Below are 19,002 nucleotides of genomic sequence, written 5' to 3' on the forward strand. Positions count from 1 at the left end.
CGAGGGCGGAACCGGCAAGCGCGATTCCGGCGAGGGCGGTGGCGCCCCGAAGCATGGCCTTCATGATCTGGTCCTCTACTCGTGTGGTGCCGGCGGCCTTTGCGGCCCCTTGTCCGGCACGAGTTCCCCGTCTTATGCGAGCGATCCCAGGGATGCTGTTGCAGTGCGACAACGCCGACCGCGTCGAACGCGGCCCCTTTGTGGCGATGGTCGCCTCATTCTTTCCCTGGCATCTTGACCGTAAAACGCGCTTCCACGGCCAAGGTTCAATCACGGCCACGCTTTTTCTGACCCGGCGCATTGACAAAATGTCGCACCCCGGGCCGCCAATTGTGGCGGTTCAGGGGGCGAGGGCGATGGCGGAAATCAGCCTTCCGTAATCCGTCTCGCCGCGGTGCGTGGTGCGGCGGAAGCTGTGGAAGCGCTGCGGGTCGGCGTAGGTGCAGGGCCCGAGCGCGCTCGCCCGCGCCACGCCGGCCTCCCGCAGCCGCTCCAGGATGAAGCCCGGCAGGTCGAACTGGGCGTGGCCCTCCCGCGCGCCGGCCGCGAGGAAGCGCTCGCCCCCCGGCGCCTCCCGGCCGAACCGGGCGATGAAGTCCGGCCCGACCTCGTAGGAGCCTTGCGCGATGGTCGGCCCGAGCACCGCGACGATGCGGCCGCGCTCCGCCCCGAGGGCCTCCATGGCCGAGACGGTGGCGGCGACGACGCCGCCGAGGGCGCCCTTCCAGCCCGCGTGGGCGGCCCCGACCACCCGGTTCTCCGGGTCGGCGAACAGGATCGGCCCGCAATCGGCCGTGGCGATGCCGAGTGCGAGGCCCGGCACGCGCGTGACCATGGCGTCCGCCTTCGGCCGCTCGGCGAGCGGGTAGGGCGCCTCCACCGTCACCACGTCGGCCGAGTGCACCTGGTAGAGGCTGACGAGCCGCCCCTCGGCCAGCCCGAGATGGGCGCACATCCGGGCCCGGTTCTCGGCCACGCGCTCGGGCGCGTCGCTGGAGCCGAGCCCGCCGTTCAGCGAGGCGAAGACGCCCTCCGAGACGCCGCCCTCGCGGGTGAAGAAGGCGTGGCGGATCGCCGGGAAGGGCTTCAGCTCGGGCGCTTCGAGGAACATCGCGGGACTCCGGTTCGGGCGTCGCGGCCCCGGGGCGTCGGGAGGGCTGCTGCGGGTTCGATAGCGCACCGGCGGGGGCGAGACGATGGCGGCCCGGCCGACGCCCGCCCGAGACCTGCAGAACGAGCCTTTGCAGAACGAGACCTGCAGAACGAGCCTTGCGGAACGAGACCTGCAAAATCGGTCTGGATCGCGCCCCCGCCCGGCCTCCGGGCGCTGGCATGCCAGGAAGCGCGGATCTAAGCTCGCTCCGGTACCGGATGGAACCCGGGAGGCGCGACCGACTTTGCCTCCCGCTCTCACGGCGGCACCCGTTCCGGCGGGCGCCGCTCCAGTTCGAGGAAGGATGATGGCTCAGCAGATCCAGCCCGACCGTCCCATCTGGCCCTCGGTCCCCGAATCGGGGCTCCCGCCCCTGCGCGCGCCCCGCGACGCCGAGACCGACCGCGCGCGCCCCGCGGCGCCCGGCCTTGGCCGCCCGCTGCCGTCCGAGCCGCAGGGCCAGTCGGTCCGCGTCGCGGCGCCCGAGGGCTTCGGCTCCTTCGAGAGCTGAGGCGGGCGGCGGCCCCGGCCGCCCCACAATGACGACCCACGGGGCGGCCTCGGCCGCCCCTTCCCATTCGTGACTCGTCGGCGGCCTCGGCCGCCCCTTCCATTCGTGGCTCGTCGGCGGCCTCGGCCGCCCCTTTCCATTCGCGACTCGTCGGCGGCTTCGGCCGCCCCGTCCCGTTCGTGGACCCGTCGGCGGACCCGCCCGGCCGGCTCAGGTCTCGGGCAGGCCGGGCAGGGGGCCGAGGTCCGGCGCGCTCACCGCCATCACCTTGAACAGCCGTCCCATCCCGGTCGCGGCAGGATCCGTCAGGCGCGAGACGGCCGCGTCGATCGCCGCGGCTTGAGCCGGGCTCGCCCCGCGCTTCAGCCGCTCGGCCCGAGCCGTGAGGCCGAGCGCCAGCAGGAAGTCGCGCTGCTCCACCGGGCCGTGCACGCGCGCGCCGGCCCCGCGGGCGGCGAGCGCCAGGGCCGCGAAATCCACGTGCGCGGTCAGGTCCGCCTCGCCCGGCGCCGCGAGCGGGTCGGCGAAGCGGTGGCGCGCGAGCGCCTGCAGCGTGTCGCCGAAGCCCGGCCCCGCATGCCCGTAATCGATCAGGAGCAGCGCGCCGCCGGAGCGGGTCAGCCGGGCGGCCAGCGCCCGCATCACCTCGAGGGCGGCCGAGGGCAGCGTCAGCAGCGCGCCGTCCGGCGCCTCGGCGGCGATGCCGGGCTCGGGGTCGGGCGCGAGGCCGAAGCGCAAGGCCCCCTCGGGCGAGAGGCCGACGAGGCGCTCGCACCAGCCCCGCCCGGTCCTGGCGAACTGGCGCACGGGCAGGCAGTCGAAGAACTCGTTGGCGATCACGATCGCCGGGCCGTCCGGCACCCCGTCGAGGCCGTCGTGCCAAATGGGGCCGAGACCTGCGGGGCCGCGACCTTCGTGTCCGCAACCCGCGAGCGCCGCCGCCTGGGCCGCCCGCAGCGGCGGGCTCGTCTCCACGAGGTGGAGGTCGAACGCCGCGCCGGGCGCGGCCGCGCCGATGGCCCGCAGGGCGTCCGCCATCAGGGTGCCGCGGCCGGGGCCGAGCTCGACGAGGAGCGGGCGGGCGGCCGGGTCCATCCGGCCGAGGATCGAGGCGGCCCAGAGGCCGATCAGCTCCCCGAACATCTGGCTGATCTCGGGGGCGGTGGTGAAGTCGCCGCGCCGGCCCAGCGGGTCGCGGGTCCGGTAGTAGCCGTGGACCGGGTGGCCGAGGCACAGGCTCATGTAGCGGTCGATGCCGATCGGCCCCGTCTGGCGGATCAGCAGCGCGATCTCCTCACCGAGCGGGGTCACGCCTTCACCGGGGCGTCGCCGGCCTCCTCCGCCGGCCGGCGCGGCCGCGTGTGGCCGCGGGCCGCGAGCACGATGTAGGCGAGGCCGACGAGCGCCATCGGCAGGCAGAGCAGCATGCCCATGGTGACGCCGCCGCCGAGCGGCCCGAGATCGGTGCCGAACAGGTAGCCGAGCTGCCGGTCGGGCTCGCGGAAGAACTCGCAGACCGTCCGGGCCAGCGCGTAGCCGAGCACGAAGATGCCGCCGAGGAGGCCGGGCTTGCGGAAGCCGAAGCGGCGCACGCTGAGCGCCATCACGGCGAAGAGCAGCAGCCCTTCGGTCACCGCCTCGTAGAGCTGGCTCGGGTGGCGGGGCAGGGGGCCGCCCGTGGGGAAGACGACCGCGTACGGGAAGTCGGGGGCGATCCGCCCCCAGAGCTCCCCGTTCACGAAATTGGCGATGCGCCCGAAGAACAGGCCGATCGGCACCACCACCGCGGCGATGTCGAGCAGCGTGTAGCCGTTGAGCCGCCGGGCACGGGCGAAGAGCAGCATCGCCAGGATCGCCCCGAGGAAGCCGCCGTGGAACGACATGCCGCCGTTGCGGATCGCGAAGATCTCGATCGGGTCGGCGAGGTACATCGGCAGATTGTAGAAGAGCACGTAGCCGAGGCGCCCGCCGAGCACGACGCCGAGCGCCACCCAGACGATCAGGTCGTCGATGTCGTTGAGCGTCGGGCGGCGCACCACGCCCCAGAGCCCGTCCGCCATCACGAGGCGGCGCGCGTAGTACCAGCCGCCGACGAGCCCGGCGATGTAGGCGAGCGCGTACCACTTGATGGTGATCGGCCCGATGGCGACGGCCACCGGGTCGATCGCCGGGAAGGGCAGGGCGAGGAGCGGCGGCATCCCAGCGGACTCCGGTTTCGGACAGGGCGCATTGGACGCGCGGGCCTTCGCGCGTCAACCCTCGGGGGCCCGCCTCGGGGCCCGAGCGCGGGCTGCGCCGATCCGCCCCGGCGCCGGGCGGAACCGGCCGGACGGGGCGGTGTTCCCCCCGGCATCCCGGCCCCGGACCGATCCCGGCACCACCGCCCGACACCACGCAAGGACCGCCCGATGACGCTCGGCCGCCCCCTCCTGGCCCTGACCCTCGCCGCCCCCGTCCTCTGTCCGCTCCCGGCCCTCGCCCAGGCCCTCAACAACCCGGGCACGGCGACGATCGAGGCCAACGTCGTCAAGGCGGCGCCGCTGCCCGCGAGCCCGGAGAACATCGCCTCGCTCAAGCTGCCCGCGGGCTTCGTCATCGAGACGTTCGCCGAGGGGCTCGGCAAGCCCCGCGTCATCGTGGTGGCGCCGGACGGCGCGCTCTACGTCAGCGACCGGGACGCCGGCACGGTCACGCGGATCGACCCGGCCAAGCCCTCCGAGCCGCAGGTGGTGCTGCGCAAGCGGGACGTGCACGGCCTCGCGCTCCACGAGGGCCGCCTGTTCTACGTCACGGTGCGGTCGGTCTACAGCGCGCCCCTCAACAAGGACGGGGCGCTGGGCCCCGAGACGGAGATCGCCGCGAACCTGCCGGACGCGGGCCAGCACCCGAACCGCACCATCGCCTTCGGGCCGGACGGGATGCTCTACGCGAGCCTCGGCTCCACCTGCAACGAGTGCGAGGAGCGCAATCCCGAGAACGCCACGATGGTGCGGATGCGGCCGGACGGGAGCGGGCGCGAGATCGTGGCCTCGGGCCTGCGCAACACGATCGGCTTCGACTGGCAGCCGCAGACCAAGGCCCTCTACGGCTGGGACGACGGCGTCGACTGGCTCGGCGACGACCAGCAGCCGGAGGAGTTCAACCGCATCGAGGCGGGCAAGGCGTACGGCTGGCCCTACATCTTCGGCCCTGGCATGAAGAACCTCTACCGGGAGCCGCCGAAGGGCACCCTGGAGGATTGGGACAAGGCGAGCGAGCGCCCGCTCCTGACCTGGACGGCCCACGCCTCCTCCATGCAGATGGTGTTCTACGACGCGGGCCAGTTCCCGAAGGAGTACCGCGGCGACGCCTTCGTCACGATGCACGGCTCGTGGAACCGCAAGCCCCCGAGCGGCTACGAGGTGCTGCGGGTGCGCTTCGAGAACGGCGAGCCGCGCTCGGTCGAGCCGTTCGTCACGGGCTTCCTGAAGGAGGGCGGCCCGAGCGGCTGGTCCCGCTTCGCCCGCCCCTTCGGCCTCGCCGTCGCCAAGGACGGCAGCCTCTACCTCGGCGACGACCAGCACGGGATCATCTACCGGATCAGCTACCGGGGCTGAGGCCGCCGCGCAGTTCGGAAGAGTGAACATCGCGCGGGAAGGTTGTACTGCCAATCGCTGAGGAGCGCGTGATCTTCTCAGAACCTGAGACGACCACTGACTAACGATAAGATTCTGTGGCAAACATCGTTACGAATATTTTCGTATTTGTGCTACTGAGCGACGCAAGGCACAAAATCGAACTTGTCTGCCCATGCACCGGTGGCATTTGCAACCCGTGAGACGCTACCTGAAAATTGCTGTCGTCTCGACTGCCATCATCGGTGCTTTGTCTCTTGGCATCCTATTCGTGATGCTCGTCATGACAGCGGTCGAAATCAATCGTCATATCGATCGATGCGCGGATACGAGTCACGACGATTATATATGGGATGACGCGGAGCGGCGGAAGGTTTGTGATAATGATGCTCCAAGCTCCGCTCCGCAGCATTGATCCCCACCAGCATTCCGCCTCGTAGACGCGAACGTCCGACAGGAAGCCGAAACCGGCCGCCTCCGCCACTTGAGGCTTCCGGACAATTCCTTCGATGACGCCACGGCGCGGGCGCCATCTCAGGATGAGGCTCCGGATCAGAAGAGGTTGCGGCGATCCGCGAGCGGGGGCCCGCGCCTCACTGCGTCCGGCGCCCGAACGAGACCGCGTAGGCCTGGACGCGGGCGTCGATCAGCGGGTCGTCCGAGACCTCGATCCCGTCCGTCAGGGCGTTCGGCATGAACAGAAGCGCCTTCTCGGCACTCGCGCTGTCGGGCACAGCCTTCGTCACCGTCAGGGTGCCGAGATCGACCGTGCGGCGGTCGTCGGGCCAGGGCTTCGTGGCGTCGCTCGTCGGGTCGCCGTCCTGCGCGAGCTGGGCGAGCACCCGGAACTCGGCGGGCCCCTTGGCGAGGCGCGGGCCGATCTCCTCGGTCAGGTAGTTCGGGGCGCGCGCCTTCGCCTCGTCCTCGCTCAGGATCTCCTCGCCCTGCACGGGCACGAAGCGGTAGCGGAAGGGCTGGCGCTTGCCGTCCTTGTCCACGAAGACGAAGGCGTTGACGCCGTTGTAGGTCTGGCGGGCGAAGCTCGTCGGGCTCCTGGCCGTGCCGCCGGCCGCGGCCGCGGCCGGGTGGCTCTGGGCGAAGGTCTCTAGCGGCGTCGGGTGCGGCGCGTCCGGCCCGCTCTTGCCGGCGGCGATCAGCAGGTCGCGGAACTCCTCGCCCGTGGCGACGGGGAAGAACTTCAGCGCGTTCACGACGACGTCCATCTCGGAGCCGTCGGCGAGCTTGAACTTCACGGCCAGGCCGTGCGGGTTGGCCTGGACCGAGCCGTCGGGGATCGTCGGCACGCCGGTGGCGTCCGAGAAGCGGACGGTGACGGGCACGGCCGGGCCCGCGAACACGGACGCCGTGCTGAGCTTGGCGCCCTCGGGCGAGGGCGTGAAGCTCCCTTCCGCCACAACGCCCTTGGCGTGGTTGGCGCGGAAGCCCGGATGCTTGCCGAACAGCGCGTTCATGGCGTCGACCGTCTGCTCGGCCGTGGTCGCCGCCTCCTGCGCGCGCAGCCCGCCCGGCCAGAACGCGCCGGACCAGGCCGCGCCGAGCGCGGTTCCGAACGCGAGGCCGAGCGCGAGAGCGCGGGCAAATCCTCTGTGCGTCATCCTGAATCCTCTCGGATCTCGCGCGCCCCGGAACCCGCCCGAAGCGTCGCCGTGCCAAGCGCCGAGTTCTGGCAGAAGATCGATTGGGCGCAAGCGGATTCGTGCTTCGGCCGTGCTGCAGGTCGTTTCCGGCCGGCACATCCGAGAACGGTGAGGTGCCGGCATTCAGCCAAGCGGCATGAAGTGACCGCATCGCCCTCCGGAGCGGACCTTCGCCGACCGGGTGTTATGGAGCGCGGTCTGCTGGGAAGCGGGCCAGCTTGCGCGTTCGCCGGTCACCCATCCTCCCTGAGGCTGAGGAGAAGCGAGCGGTGGGCCCGCGCAATGGTGAGGGTGCGGGCGGTCTCGGCCAGCAATTGCTGGGCGTGCGCCAGCACCTCCTCACCCCCAGCCAACCCGGCCCGCAGATCGACCTGCCGCGCCTGGCGCTGCTCGGCTCCGGCGACTTGGCGGCCTGCGCGTTCGAGGCGCCTCGATCGGGCCGGTCACCTGCCGCCCTTCCGGCGTGCGGCGAGCGGCAGCTCGATGGAGCAGCGCAGCTCCGTCTCAGCGAGATCGTAGCGCCCGTTGCCGCCGAGCACGTAGGGCAACGCCCGCTCGATCAGCTCGCGGTCGTAGCCGCGTCGGACTGAAGCCTCCTCGTGCGCGGAGCCGAGACGTTCCTCGACCCAGTCCAGCACCAGCCGGCGGCCTTCATCGAGGGCGTCGACCCGCCACGTCACCGTGAGGCGGCCGTGCTCGCTGGCGAGCGCACCGTAGCGGCTGGCGGTGGTGATCAGCTCGTACAGCGCCAGGGCGAAGGTCTGCACCACCGCCTTGCGGATGCTCACCTCCGGCCCCTCCACCACGACGCGATCCCGCAGGGCGGGCCCGACCAGGTCGAACTCGGTCTCGATCAGAGAGCGCAGGGTGATCGGCTCCTGATCGTAGCGGGAGAGCAGGCCCTGCACCCGCGAGAGCGCGCCGAGCTGACCCGTGAACTGCTCCCGGAACGCCTCGCTCGGGTGGGTTCGCCGCATGGTCTGGTTGGCGAGCGAGCGCACGACGGCGATGAGGTTGCGGGTGCGGTGCTGCAACTCGGCGGACATGTCCGCCTGCTGCTCGCGGAGCCGGAACAGCTCGCCCTCGGGGCTGTCCGGCTCTGGCAGGTTCGAGCCCCTGACGGAGGTCCGATCAAGCTGCCGCTGAGGATCGGAGGCGTAGCTCGTCGCCCGCAGGATCTGCCACGACAGCGCCAGGGACGCGCGGCTGCGCTCGATCAGGTCTCGATCTTCGACGGTGGATCGACTGGCCCGGAAGAACGCAGGGATGGGCGGGACGACGGCTTCGTTCATCCGACCCGTCTGCCCGCTTTTCGCGAAGGGCGCCCTCACTTGGGTCGAACTTTGCGGGCCTGCGACACCGGGGCCTCAGCAGGTTTGCCGGTCACCAGCGGCTCGGTTCGCTCCAGCAACTCGCGGGACCTCTCGATGGCCTCCCGTGAGGTCTCGATCAGCAATCTGTCGAGATGGCCGCTCGGCAGTCGCCTGTAGGTAGGATCGCCCATGACGGCACTCTCGCGATGCAGGCGGGAGTACACGTCACTCTCGGTCACCAGCGCCTACGGGTTCGGATCGGCTGGTGATGGCACCACCCTGCGCCTGCTTGCAGCGGAAGTCCAAGCGAGGCGGCGCAGATTTCTCGCAAGCCTGCGGCCAGCGTTCCGACAGGCTTGCCCTGACGGAACGTTCCAGGCGGCCCGCCAACCCATTCCGAACGAATGGGTCCAGCCTTCTGGAACGCCTCGGTCCTTGCCGTCTCCGAACCCGTTGGAGCAGCCAAGCCCACCTGCCGTCATTGGCAGGTCTGCCGCGAAGGTCCGCTATGCCTCCCCCAGCGGCCCGCCCCTGACATCGGATCGAATGGCTCCTCAGGGTCGATCGCAGCCGTCCGTTCGCTGTCGCTTCAAACCGAGGCGGCGACCCCGCCCTCACCCTGCCGCGCGCAACACCAAGATCCCGTGCCCGTCCGGCCCCGCGGCGTAGGCGGCCGAGCCGTCGTCCGAGAGGGCGGCGGCGTGGCCCTGCGCCCGCAAAGCCGCCGCGAGGCCGGCCGGATCGGCGGCCGAGACGACGAGCCGGGTGCTCGCCCGGTCCCGCGGCCCGGGAGGCGGCCCGGCGGGCGGGTGCGCGGCCGGGCGCCGGTAGTGGAGCAATTCGACGTGCGGGGTGGGGCGGGGCGGCGCGAGGCCGATCACGTCGACCTCCGGGTCCGGCACGCCGTCGAGGCGCTCCTGCTCGGGGCCGCGGTTGAGGCCCCGCTCCGAGACCGCGAGGCCGAGCGGCCCGGTGAAGAAGCCGAGCGCCGCCGCGAGGTCGCTCACCGTCAGGGCCGAGTGGTCGATGCCGAGGAACAGGCCCGGCGCGTCGGCCCAGCGCGCGGCGGCGGGCCCGTCCGGGAAGTGGATCAACTCGACCGGGTGCCCGTCCGGGTCGCGGAACTTGTAGGCGGTCACGCCGCCGGAGGATGCGGGCAGGCGCTGCGGGCCGCCCCGGCTGATCGGCTCCGGCCCGGCCGGGCCGAGCCGCGCCATCGCCGCGCCCATGTCGCGCACGGGAATCGCCACGTGCTGGAAGATCGGGTCGGTGGCGGCCCGCGCCCCCGGGTAGGGCCGGCCCGGCGGATCGACGGCGAGGAGGTCGATCCCCTGGCCGCCGAGCCGCATCCGCAATCGCCTCGCGCGGGCACCGCGCAGGCCCATCGCCTCGAGGAGCGGCGGCGGCACCGGCTCGGGGGCGCCCGCGGCCGCGAAGCCGAGCCCGTCCCGGTAGAATGCCGCCGCGCGGTCGAGATCCGCCACGGTGCGGCTGACGCCGAGGAGGGCGCTGATCCCGCTCACAGGAGCCGGGCCCCGCGCACGTTGACGTAGATCGCGTAGACGCTGTGCGAGGCGCACAGGAACAGGCGGCTGAGGCTCCGCCCGCCGAAGGCGAGGTTCGAGACCGTGGAGGGCACGAGGATCCGGCCGAGCAGGGTGCCGAAGGGGTCGATGCAGTGCACGCCGTCGCCGGCACTCGACCACAGGTTGCCGTGCTCGTCGCAGCGGAAGCCGTCCGCGTAGCCGGGCTCCACTTTGTGGAAGACGCGGCCTCCGCTCAAGGCCATCTCGCCCGCCTCGAAGACGCGGATGTGCTGCACCGGGTTCTCGGCGAATTGCAGCCCGCTCTCGGAGACGTAGAGTCGACGCTCGTCCGGCGAGAAGCAGAGCCCGTTCGGCCCCTCGAAATCGTCGGCGACGACGCTGAGCGCGCCCTCCCGCGGGTCGAGCCGGTACACGGCGGCGGGCAGCTCCGATTCCTGCTTGCCGCCCTCGTAGTCGGTCTGGATGCCGTAGGGCGGGTCGGTGAACCAGATCGTCCCGTCCGAGCGGCAGACGATGTCGTTGGGCGAGTTCAGGCGCTTGCCGCGGTAGCGGTCGGCCAGCACCGTCACGCGCCCGTCGAGCTCGGTCCGGGTGACGCAGCGGCCCCGGTGCGAGCAGGAGAGGAGCCGCCCCTCGCGGTCGCGGGCGTGCCCGTTCTCGAAGTTCGCCGGCTGCCGGAACACGCTGAGGCCGCCCGATTCGCTCCAGCGCATGACGCGGTCGTTCGGAACATCGCTGAACAGGAGTTCGTCCCGGTCCGCGAACCAGACCGGCCCCTCGCTCCAGCGGAACCCCTCAGCCAGCCGCTCCAGAGGTGCGTTGGGCATCACGAAGTGCCGGAAGCGGGCGTCGTGATACGCGAACATCTCCATTGTCCCGCCCCTCAGCGGAAGCGGCCGGGCTGCCCGACCGTCGGCGCCTCGTCCTCGATCTGCACCACCATCAGCACGGCGGGCTCGTCGCCGACCGTGCCGGAAAGGTGCCCCGTGCGGCCTCGCGCGTCGGGGCGGGTGTTCTGGTCCTCGCCGAAGGAGAGTTCGCCGGGGCCCATCTCGACGCGCGTGCCGTCGAGCGTCTCGACGAACCAGCGGCCCGACAGGGGCACGATCCACTGCGGCTTGGGGTTCTCGTGCCACTGCCCGACCCAGCCGACCGGCTGCACGGTGACCATCACGGTCGATTTGTGCGTCCGCCGGGTCCCCTGCCACTGCGGGTCGGCGGGCGGCTTCATGCTCCTCAGGTCGAACTCGGTGAGCCAGAACCGGTCCTGGTGGCTGACGCCCTCCGCGTCCGTCCAGACGTGCCAGTAGGGCACTTTCGGCTTGGCCTCCGTCATCGCCGCTCTCCGGTCCTCAGGGTGTGGTGACGGAACGCGCGAGCTCGGCCGGGGCTGCCTGCGGGCCCGAGGCGAGCGGGTGCCCGATCACCGCGGAGGCCGGCGCGTAGCTGCCGCCGAGCGTCACGAGGAGGAGGCCGCCGACGAGGCCGAAATTCTTCCAGAAATCCCAGAAATGGGCGTTGCCCTCGCCCTTCCTCGACCAGAAGCCCGGGAACTCCCAGAAGCGGTGGAAGAGAATCGCCGTGACGGCGCAGAACCCGGCCAGGACGAACGCGGCGATCCGATCGTAATAGCCGGTCACGATGCAGATCGGCGCCACGATCTCGACGATGGTTCCGAGCACCAGCATCAGTGCAGCCCCGGGCAGCGGGCCGGACGATGCCTGCTTCATCGCGTCGTCCCAGTGCATGATCTTGTCGAGCGCGCTGAAGGGGAACAGGACGACGAGGCAGATCTTGGCGAGCAGGGGGCCGGCGGCGAGGTCGAGCCAGGTCATCGGGAATCCTGTCTTCTTCGGAGACGGGCGCCTTGTGAACGCCCACGCTTGCACCGGGTTGCGGCCGATCGCAGCCCTGTGTGCGGTGGGGGACGGAGGCCCGGACCGTCACCGAAACGTGATGATGTTGCGCCGCGGAACAGCGCGGGCACGGCTACGTTGGCGGCTCGCTGGGCCCGAGGCTGGAGGCGTGCCATGGCGGACGAGCGTTACGACGTCATCATCATCGGCAGCGGCCCCGGCGGCGGCTCGGTGTTCCACCGCCTCGCCCGGACCGGCAAGCGCGTCCTGCTCCTCGAGCGCGGCGACTATCTCCCCCGAAGCCAGGACAATTGGAACGCGCGGACCGTGTTCGTCGACGGCGCCTACCAGGCCCGGGAGACGTGGTACGGCGGCGACGGGCGCACCTTCAGCCCGGCCCTGCACTACTACGTCGGCGGCAACTCGAAGGTCTACGGCGCGGCCCTGCTCCGCCTGCGCGAGGAGGATTTCGGCGAGGTCCGCCACGTCGACGGGATCTCGCCGGCCTGGCCCGTCTCCTACGCCGCGTTCGAGCCCTACTACCTCGCCGCCGAGCGGCTGTTCAGCGTCCACGGCAACCGGGGCGAGGACCCCACCGAGCCCTGGTCGAGCGGGCCCTACGACCATCCCGGCGTCGCCCACGAGCCGCGCATCCAGAAGCTCTCGGACGATTGGGCCAAGGTGGGCCTGCACCCGTTCCACCTGCCGCTCGGCATCCGCCTCGACGAGCGCGAGGGCAGGCCGACACCGACCAGCATCTGCATCCGCTGCGACGCGTTCGACGGCTTCCCCTGCCTCCTCAACGGCAAGGCCGACGCCCAGGTGATGACGGTCGACCCGACGCTCGCCGCCCACCCCAACGCGACGCTCCTGACGAACGCCTACGTCTCGAGGCTCGAGACGGACCCGTCCGGCCGCACCGTCACGGGCGTGCACGTCACCCGCGAGGGCCGGGAGGCGTGCTACGCCGCCGACATCGTGGTGGTGGCCTGCGGCGCGCTCTCATCGGCGCTCCTGTTCCTGCGCTCGGCCGGGGGCGCCCATCCGAACGGGCTCGCCAACGGCTCGGATCAGGTCGGCCGCAACTACATGCGCCACAACATGTCGGTGCTGATGGCCCTCTCGAAGGAGGTCAACGACACCGTCTTCCAGAAGACGCTCGCGGTCTCGGACTTCTACTTCGCGTCGGAGGCGTGGGAATACCCGATGGGCCTGATCCAGATGTGCGCCAAGACCCATCCGGACCAGATCCGCGGCGAGGAATTCCCGAAATGGACGGGCTTCCTCCCGGACGCGCCCTTCGACATGGTGGCGCGCCACGCGATGGATTTCTGGCTGCAGAGCGAGGACCTGCCCCACCCGGACAACCGGGTGACGCTCGACCGGCAGGGCCGCACGATCCTCGACATCCGCCAGACGAACCGGGAGGCGCACGACCGCCTGCGGGACAAGCTCTCGGACCTGCTCAGGCCGGGCGGCGCCTACACCTACCTGTTCGAGCGCTCGCTCTACCTCGGCAAGAACATCCCGCTGAGCGGCACCGCGCACCAGGCCGGGACACTGCGCTTCGGGCCGGACCCCCGCTCGTCCGTCCTCGACCTCGATTGCCGGGCGCACGAGGTCGACAACCTCTACGTCACCGACGCGAGCTTCTTCCCCTCGATCGGCGCCGTGAACCCCACGCTCACCATCATCGCCAATGCCCTGAGGGTGGCCGACCGCATCGCGGAGCGCCTGGGCTAGCGGGTCCGCCTCGGCATCCGAAAGGGCAGCATGAGCCGCACCAGGGGATTGCGGAAGCGCGCGAGAGACAGGCTCTCATGGACCGCCTGCACGGGCTCGCCGGCGAGCGTCGAGGCCAGCAGCGAGCGCGCGTAGAACGGCGTGTCCTCGAAGGTCCTGAGCACCCGCGAGCGCCCGTCGTCGCTGCGCGTCTCGCGGGGGATGCGCCAGAGCCCGGTCGACGGCAGGGCGGCGGGCAGCGGCGGCCGGATGTCCCGGCGGGCGCCCGTGCGGTCGAAGCGCAGCGACAGGTTCTGGCCCGAGCCGTCGCGGCGGCGCACGTCGTAGAGGATGGCCGCCCCGTCCGAGAGGTCCGCCCGACACCACGTCCAGCTCGCGAAGGCGTCCTCAAGCGCCCCGTCACCGTGGTTGGTGTCGAAATAGGCCGTGCCCCGCCACGTCAGCCCGGGCTCCGCGAGGTCGACCTCGACGGGCGAGGAGGGCGCCATCGGCCACCACCGGTGCTCGCCCGCGGCATCGAGGGTGAAGGGCCCCTGCGTGAAGCTTCCGGGATGGAGCCGCACGGTGCCGCGCACCCGCGACGGGAGCGGCGCCGTCATCTCGTCGATCCGCACGGTCAGGGAGGTCCCGTCCCACTCCATCGCGCTCGGGCCGATGCGGATGTGGTCGGCGTCCCGCGAGAGCGCCGCGCGGCCGCGCTCGGTCATGCAGAACCGGCCCGGGCGGCCGTAGAGCACGACGTTGAGCGCGCAGTGGTCGAACGGGTCTCGCGCGGGGTCCCAGGCGTAGTAGGGCGAGAACACGCTGCCGATGAAGGCGATCAGGGTCAGCCCGTGGGCCCCGTCCTCGCTCAGCGCGTCGACATACCACCAGACATAGCCGCCGCGCCCGACCGGGGTGTCGAAGCGCGGCCGAGATCCCGCAGGATGCGGTCCGCCGCGATCCGGCCCGACTGCGCCGCCATCGGCACCCCCGGGCCCGGATGGACGCTGCCCCCCGCCAGATAGAGCCCCGGCAGGGCCGTGCGCGCCCCCGGGCGCCGGAACGTCGCCGCCCAGCCCTTCGAGGCCCGCCCGTAGAGCGCCCCCCCTGTCCCGGGGAAGAGGTCCGCGAAGCCCGAGGGCGTCGTCGTCACGGTCCCGGGCTCCGGCCTGAGCGTCAGCCCGCAGGCCGACAGGCGCTCCCGCATCGAGGTCTCGCATAGGTCGATCTCCTCCGAGGTGAGGGGTGTCTCGCCGCGCGCGGGCGCGTTGACGAGGCAGAGCAGGCGCTCCGGGCCGTCGGGCGCGGCGCTCGCGTCCGCCCTGTCCTGTGCGCAGACGTAGACGGTGGGGTCGGCGGGCAGCCGCCCGCGGCCGATCGCCTCGAACTCGGCCCGGTAGTCGCCCGAGAAGAACACGCTGTGGTGCGCGAGCGGGAAGCCCACCGGCCGCGCCGCCATGCAGAAGGTCACCGCCGAGAGCGAGCGCTCGCCTTCCGCTACGCCATCCGCCGCCCGGACAACCTCTGGCCCGAGCAGGCCGGCGGCGAGGGCCGAGACATCGGCGTTGACGACGACCCATTCGGCCGCGATCCGCTCGCCCGAGGCCGTGACCACACCCGAGACGCGACCGCCCTCGGCGAGAATCGCGGCGGCCGGCGTGCCGTAGCGGATGCGGGCCCCGTGCTCCGCTGCGAGTTCCGCGACCGCCCCGGCGAGGCGGCTCATGCCCCCCTCCACGTACCAGACGCCGGCCTGCTCCACGTGGGCGACGAGCATCAGGGTCGCGGGCGCGTCGAAGGGCGAGGATCCGCAATAGGTGGCATAGCGCCCGAACAGCTGGCGCAGGCGCGGGTCGCGGAAGTCGTCGCCGAGCGCACTCCAGAGCGTGGCGAAGGGCTGGATGCGCCAGAGGTCGGCCATGCCCCAGGGCCCGACCCGGAAGGCGAGGTCGATCGGGCTCGGACGCTCGCCGCGGATGAACGGACCCTCCAGGGTCCGGTAGACCGCCGCGGCGCGGGCGCAGAAGCGCCGGTAGCCGTCAGCCTCGCGCAGGCCCGCGAAGGCGGCGATGGCCTCCGCCGATTCGTCGATCGAGGCGAACAGGTCGAGCCGCTCGGTCCCGCTCCAGGCGTGCCGCGCGAGCAACTGCGCGGGCGAGAGCCGCACGCGTTCGTCGAGCCGCGCACCGGCTTCGGCGAAGATCTCCTCCAGGAACCAGCGCATCGTGAAGACGGTCGGGCCCGCCTCGACCGCCTGAGCCCCGACAGGCAGCGCGCGCATCTTGCCCCCCGGGGCGGCGGCGCGCTCCAGGAGCGTCACGTCGAGCCCGGCATGGGCGAGGCGCAGGGCCGCGACGAGGCCACCGATTCCCGCACCGATCACGACGACGCGCTCGCTCCGCACGGTCCCGGTCACTCCTCGTGTCGCTCGTTGCGGTCCGTCAGCCCGGCGTTGCTATTCGCCAGCACAAGTGTCAATATAAATAGACAGATTGCACCGACAATCCAGAAAGACATACGGGAGGTGCGGATGGATGCCGGCAGGCGGATTGAGCGGGCTCTCGACATGGCGGTCGCCCACGCGGAGGCACCTGGGGCGCCGCCCCGTCTCGCCGAGGCGATCCGGTACGCGGTCTTCCCCGGCGGGCACCGGATCCGCCCGCGCCTCTGCCTCGCGGTCGCCGCCGCCTGCGGCGACGACGATCCGGCCTCGGCGGACGCCGCAGCGGCGGCAATCGAGCTCCTGCACTGCGCCTCCCTCGTCCACGACGACCTGCCCTGCTTCGACGACGCGGCGATGCGTCGGCAGAAACCCTCGGTGCACGTGGCCTACGGCGAGCCCATCGCCGTGCTGACCGGCGACGCGCTGATCGTGCTCGCCTTCGAGACCCTGGCCCGGGGCACTGCGCTGCGGCCGGAGCGCCTCGCCGCTCTCGTCGGCCTCGTCGCCCGGGCGGTCGGCTCGCCCATGGGCATCGTGGCCGGACAGGCCTGGGAATCGGAGCCCGAAGTCGCCCTGTCGAATTACCAGCAGGCCAAGACCGGAGCGCTCTTCGCCGCCGCCACGGTGACGGGGGCTGCCGCCGCGGGCGCACCCTCCCTGCCGTGGCGCCTCCTCGGCGAGTGCCTCGGAGAGGCCTACCAAGTGGCCGACGACCTGCGCGACGTCGCCTGCCGCCAGGAGGAGATCGGCAAGCCGGCCGGACGCGACGCTACCCTCGGGCGGCCGAACGCGGCGCTCCTCCTCGGCATGGGCGGCGCCCTGGAACGGCTGCGGCGGCTCGCCCGCGAAGCGATCGAGGTGATCCCGGCCTGCCCCGGCGCCGACGCCCTGCGCGCCGAGATCGCGGCGCAGACGCGCCTGTTCCTGCCGGCGAGCCTGCAGCGGGCGGAGTTGCCGGCGTGAGGGGGCCCGCACCGCGATGAGCCCGCGGGCCGGCACGGCGCCCCCGCAGGGCGCGCCCGTGCAGAGCCTCGGCTGGCGCGAGCGCTGGCGCGCCTTCCGCAACGCGCGGGTGGCGAGCCCCGCCTTCCAGCGCTGGGCCGCCGGCTTCCCGCTGACCCGGGGGGTGGCGCGGCGCAACACCCGCGCCCTGTTCGACCTCTGCGCGGGCTTCGTCTACTCGCAGATCCTGTTCGCCTGCATCCGCCTCGACCTGTTCCGCACGCTGCAGGACGGCCCTCTTGCCGTCGAGGTGCTGTCGCCCCGCCTGCGGCTCGCGCCCGAGCGGGCGGAGCGCCTGCTCCGGGCGGCGGCCTCCCTGGGCCTCCTCTCCCGCCTGCCGGACGGGCGCTATGCCCTCGCGGATCTCGGCGCGGCACTGGTCGGGAATCCGTCCGTCGCCGCGATGGTCGAGCACCACGCCCTTCTCTACGAGGATCTGCGGGACCCCGTCGCCCTGCTGCGCGGGGAAGCGGGACCGACCCGGCTGTCCGGCTACTGGCCCTATGCCGAGGCGGACGATTCGGTCGCGCTCACCGCCGGCGCGGTGGCCGGCTACAGCGGGCTGATGGCGGCCTCGCAGGGGCTGATCGCCGAGGACGTGCTCGACGCCTACGGCTTCGGGCGCCACGCCTGCTTGATGGACGTCGGCGGCGGGGAGGGCGCCTTCCTGTCGGCGGCGGCCCGGCGCTGCCCCGACCTGCGCCTGATGCTTCTCGACCTGCCCTCGGTCGCCGAGCGCGCCCGCCACAGGTTCGCCGCGGAGGGGCTGGCCGACCGGATCGCCTGCCACGGCGGCAGCTTCCTCGACGGCGACCTGCCCCGCGGGGCAGACGTGATCAGCCTCGTGCGCATCGTCCACGACCACGACGACGGGGCCGCGATGCGCCTCCTGCGGGCCGCCTACGCCGCGCTGCCTCCAGGCGGCAGCCTCGTCATCGCCGAGCCGATGTCGGGCACGCCCGGGGCGGAGCCGATCGGCGACGCGTATTTCGGCTTCTACCTGCTCGCCATGGGCAGCGGCCGCGCGCGCAGCGCGGACGAGCTCGGCCGCATGCTGGCGGAGGCCGGCTTCACCGGCATCCGCACCCTGCGAACCCGCCGTCCCCTGCTCGCGTCGGCGGTTTCCGGATCACGTCCACCTGTGAATGTGTAAATATGTCTTGACGCATGTCTATGTCATTCTAGGATGACGGAAAGGGCAGAACGGAATCTGCCACCAAGGGCGGAGAGGCATCGGGCATGGACGCGACCGCCGTCGTTCTCGAGAGACCGGAGCAGCTGGCGCTCACGCGCCTGCCTCTGACGCCGGCCGGCGAGGGGGACGCGGTCGTCGCCGTCTCCTGGAACGGCATCTCCACCGGAACCGAGCGCCTGCTCTGGTCGGGCCGCATGCCGAGCTTCCCCGGCATGGGTTACCCGCTCGTCCCCGGCTACGAGTCCGTCGGCACCGTCATCGCGGCGCCGGAGGGTTCCGGGCTGGAGATCGGGCAGAGCGTGTTCGTGCCGGGGGCCCGGTGCTTCGGTGAGGTCCGGGGCCTGTTCGGCGGGGCCGCCTCGCACCTCGTCGTGCCGGCCGAGCGGCTCGTGCCGATCGATGCGGCACTCGGCGAGCAGGGCGTGCTGATCGCGCTCGCCGCGACTGCCTACCACGCCCTCGCCGGGATCACGCCGGGCGAGCGCTCGCTGATCGTCGGCCACGGGGTGCTGGGCCGGCTCCTCGCCCGCCTGAACCGGCTGGCCGGCGGCATGCCGACCGTCTGGGAAACCAATCCGGTCCGGCGCGAGGGAGCCTTCGGGTACCCGGTGATCGCGCCCGAGACCGACGAGCGGCGCGACTACGCGACGATCACCGACGTCAGCGGCGACTCGGCCCTCCTCGACATCCTGATCGCCCGGCTCGCGCCGGGCGGCGAGATCGTGCTCGCGGGCTTCTACGAGGCCCCGCTCGCCTTCGCCTTCCCGCCGGCCTTCCTGCGGGAGGCGCGGATCCGCGTCTCGGCCGAGTTCCGGCCGGCCGACCTCGCGGCGGTGACGGCGCTCGTCGGGCGCGGCGCGCTCTCGCTCTCCGGCCTCATCACGCACCGCCGCCCGGCCGCGGAGGCGCAGGCCGCCTACCGCACCGCGTTCGGCGACGCCGCCTGCCTGAAGATGATCCTCGACTGGAGGGCTCAGCCTTGAAC

General features: G+C 72.2%; 19 protein-coding genes. 7 read left to right on the forward strand and 12 right to left on the reverse strand.

Annotation, left to right across the window (positions count from 1 at the left end; genetic code table 11):
* Positions 1 to 380 (forward strand): hypothetical protein (locus MOX02_RS31885; RefSeq protein ID WP_210250403.1); only part of this gene is annotated, 380 nt, incomplete at its 5' end.
* Here the strand turns inward: MOX02_RS31885 and pgeF are convergent.
* Entirely contained in the window at positions 341 to 1,111 is a 771-nt protein-coding gene (gene pgeF / locus MOX02_RS24190) for a peptidoglycan editing factor PgeF (protein ID WP_147028384.1), read from the reverse strand. The two genes, MOX02_RS31885 and pgeF, sit on opposite strands and share 40 nt — an antisense overlap.
* Positions 1,112 to 1,460: 349 nt before the next feature.
* On the opposite strand from pgeF, the gene MOX02_RS24195 reads away from it, so the two are divergent.
* Positions 1,461 to 1,664: a hypothetical protein gene (locus MOX02_RS24195; RefSeq protein ID WP_147028385.1), complete on the forward strand. Its 204-nt coding sequence runs from the start codon at positions 1,461 to 1,463 to the stop codon at positions 1,662 to 1,664.
* 210 nt (positions 1,665 to 1,874) lie between these two features.
* On the opposite strand, the gene MOX02_RS24200 is transcribed toward MOX02_RS24195, so the two are convergent.
* Both MOX02_RS24200 and lgt read right to left on the reverse strand, forming a co-directional pair.
* Positions 1,875 to 2,975: a class I SAM-dependent methyltransferase gene (locus tag MOX02_RS24200; RefSeq protein ID WP_238179963.1), complete on the reverse strand. Its 1,101-nt coding sequence runs from the start codon at positions 2,973 to 2,975 to the stop codon at positions 1,875 to 1,877.
* A complete protein-coding gene (lgt, locus tag MOX02_RS24205) occupies positions 2,972 to 3,862 on the reverse strand; it encodes a prolipoprotein diacylglyceryl transferase (RefSeq protein WP_147028386.1) in 891 nt (296 codons plus the stop codon). Before lgt ends, MOX02_RS24200 begins: the two co-directional genes overlap by 4 nt.
* Before the next feature lie 210 nt (positions 3,863 to 4,072).
* On the opposite strand from lgt, the gene MOX02_RS24210 reads away from it, so the two are divergent.
* Positions 4,073 to 5,260 carry a PQQ-dependent sugar dehydrogenase gene (locus tag MOX02_RS24210; RefSeq protein WP_147028387.1) on the forward strand — a complete coding sequence of 396 codons (1,188 nt, stop codon included), beginning with the start codon at positions 4,073 to 4,075 and terminating at the stop codon, positions 5,258 to 5,260.
* Between the two features lie 611 nt (positions 5,261 to 5,871).
* Here MOX02_RS24210 and MOX02_RS24215 read toward each other — a convergent pair.
* The 7 genes from MOX02_RS24215 to MOX02_RS24240 form a co-directional block, all read right to left on the reverse strand.
* On the reverse strand, positions 5,872 to 6,894 hold the full coding sequence (locus MOX02_RS24215; protein ID WP_147028388.1) for a catalase family peroxidase: 1,023 nt from the start codon (positions 6,892 to 6,894) through the stop codon (positions 5,872 to 5,874).
* 485 nt (positions 6,895 to 7,379) lie between these two features.
* Entirely contained in the window at positions 7,380 to 8,228 is an 849-nt protein-coding gene (locus MOX02_RS24220) for a sensor histidine kinase (protein WP_147028389.1), read from the reverse strand.
* Between the two features lie 35 nt (positions 8,229 to 8,263).
* Positions 8,264 to 8,440, reverse strand: coding sequence for a hypothetical protein (locus tag MOX02_RS31510; RefSeq protein WP_170267978.1), 177 nt, complete (start codon positions 8,438 to 8,440; stop codon positions 8,264 to 8,266).
* A gap of 423 nt (positions 8,441 to 8,863) precedes the next feature.
* Positions 8,864 to 9,772, reverse strand: coding sequence for a VOC family protein (locus MOX02_RS24225; RefSeq protein ID WP_147028390.1), 909 nt, complete (start codon positions 9,770 to 9,772; stop codon positions 8,864 to 8,866).
* Positions 9,769 to 10,668 carry an SMP-30/gluconolactonase/LRE family protein gene (locus MOX02_RS24230; protein WP_147028391.1) on the reverse strand — a complete coding sequence of 300 codons (900 nt, stop codon included), beginning with the start codon at positions 10,666 to 10,668 and terminating at the stop codon, positions 9,769 to 9,771. Before MOX02_RS24230 ends, MOX02_RS24225 begins: the two co-directional genes overlap by 4 nt.
* An 11-nt stretch (positions 10,669 to 10,679) precedes the next feature.
* A complete protein-coding gene (locus MOX02_RS24235; RefSeq protein WP_147028392.1) occupies positions 10,680 to 11,132 on the reverse strand; it encodes a cupin domain-containing protein in 453 nt (150 codons plus the stop codon).
* A 16-nt stretch (positions 11,133 to 11,148) separates the two neighbouring features.
* A complete protein-coding gene (locus tag MOX02_RS24240; protein WP_147028393.1) occupies positions 11,149 to 11,631 on the reverse strand; it encodes a DoxX family protein in 483 nt (160 codons plus the stop codon).
* Positions 11,632 to 11,826: 195 nt separating this feature from the next.
* On the opposite strand from MOX02_RS24240, the gene MOX02_RS24245 reads away from it, so the two are divergent.
* Positions 11,827 to 13,395 (forward strand): GMC oxidoreductase, encoded by a 1,569-nt coding sequence (locus MOX02_RS24245; protein ID WP_147028394.1) that lies wholly within the window; start codon positions 11,827 to 11,829, stop codon positions 13,393 to 13,395.
* Here the strand turns inward: MOX02_RS24245 and MOX02_RS24250 are convergent.
* Both MOX02_RS24250 and crtD read right to left on the reverse strand, forming a co-directional pair.
* Positions 13,392 to 14,249 (reverse strand): carotenoid 1,2-hydratase family protein, encoded by an 858-nt coding sequence (locus tag MOX02_RS24250; protein WP_147028406.1) that lies wholly within the window; start codon positions 14,247 to 14,249, stop codon positions 13,392 to 13,394. The two genes, MOX02_RS24245 and MOX02_RS24250, sit on opposite strands and share 4 nt — an antisense overlap.
* On the reverse strand, positions 14,246 to 15,781 hold the full coding sequence (gene crtD / locus MOX02_RS24255) for a 1-hydroxycarotenoid 3,4-desaturase CrtD (protein WP_147028405.1): 1,536 nt from the start codon (positions 15,779 to 15,781) through the stop codon (positions 14,246 to 14,248). Before crtD ends, MOX02_RS24250 begins: the two co-directional genes overlap by 4 nt.
* 126 nt (positions 15,782 to 15,907) lie before the next feature.
* Between crtD and MOX02_RS24260 the strand changes: the two genes are divergently transcribed.
* From MOX02_RS24260 to bchC, 3 genes are all read left to right on the forward strand, one after another.
* Positions 15,908 to 16,783 carry a polyprenyl synthetase family protein gene (locus MOX02_RS24260; RefSeq protein WP_147028395.1) on the forward strand — a complete coding sequence of 292 codons (876 nt, stop codon included), beginning with the start codon at positions 15,908 to 15,910 and terminating at the stop codon, positions 16,781 to 16,783.
* Between the two features lie 16 nt (positions 16,784 to 16,799).
* Entirely contained in the window at positions 16,800 to 17,975 is a 1,176-nt protein-coding gene (locus MOX02_RS24265; RefSeq protein WP_147028396.1) for a methyltransferase, read from the forward strand.
* Positions 17,976 to 18,061: 86 nt separating this feature from the next.
* Positions 18,062 to 19,000 (forward strand): chlorophyll synthesis pathway protein BchC, encoded by a 939-nt coding sequence (gene bchC, locus MOX02_RS24270; protein WP_147028397.1) that lies wholly within the window; start codon positions 18,062 to 18,064, stop codon positions 18,998 to 19,000.
* The last annotated feature ends 2 nt before the right edge of the window (positions 19,001 to 19,002 follow it).

The organism is Methylobacterium oxalidis (assembly GCF_007992195.1).
Classification (GTDB): Bacteria; Pseudomonadota; Alphaproteobacteria; order Rhizobiales; family Beijerinckiaceae; genus Methylobacterium; species Methylobacterium oxalidis.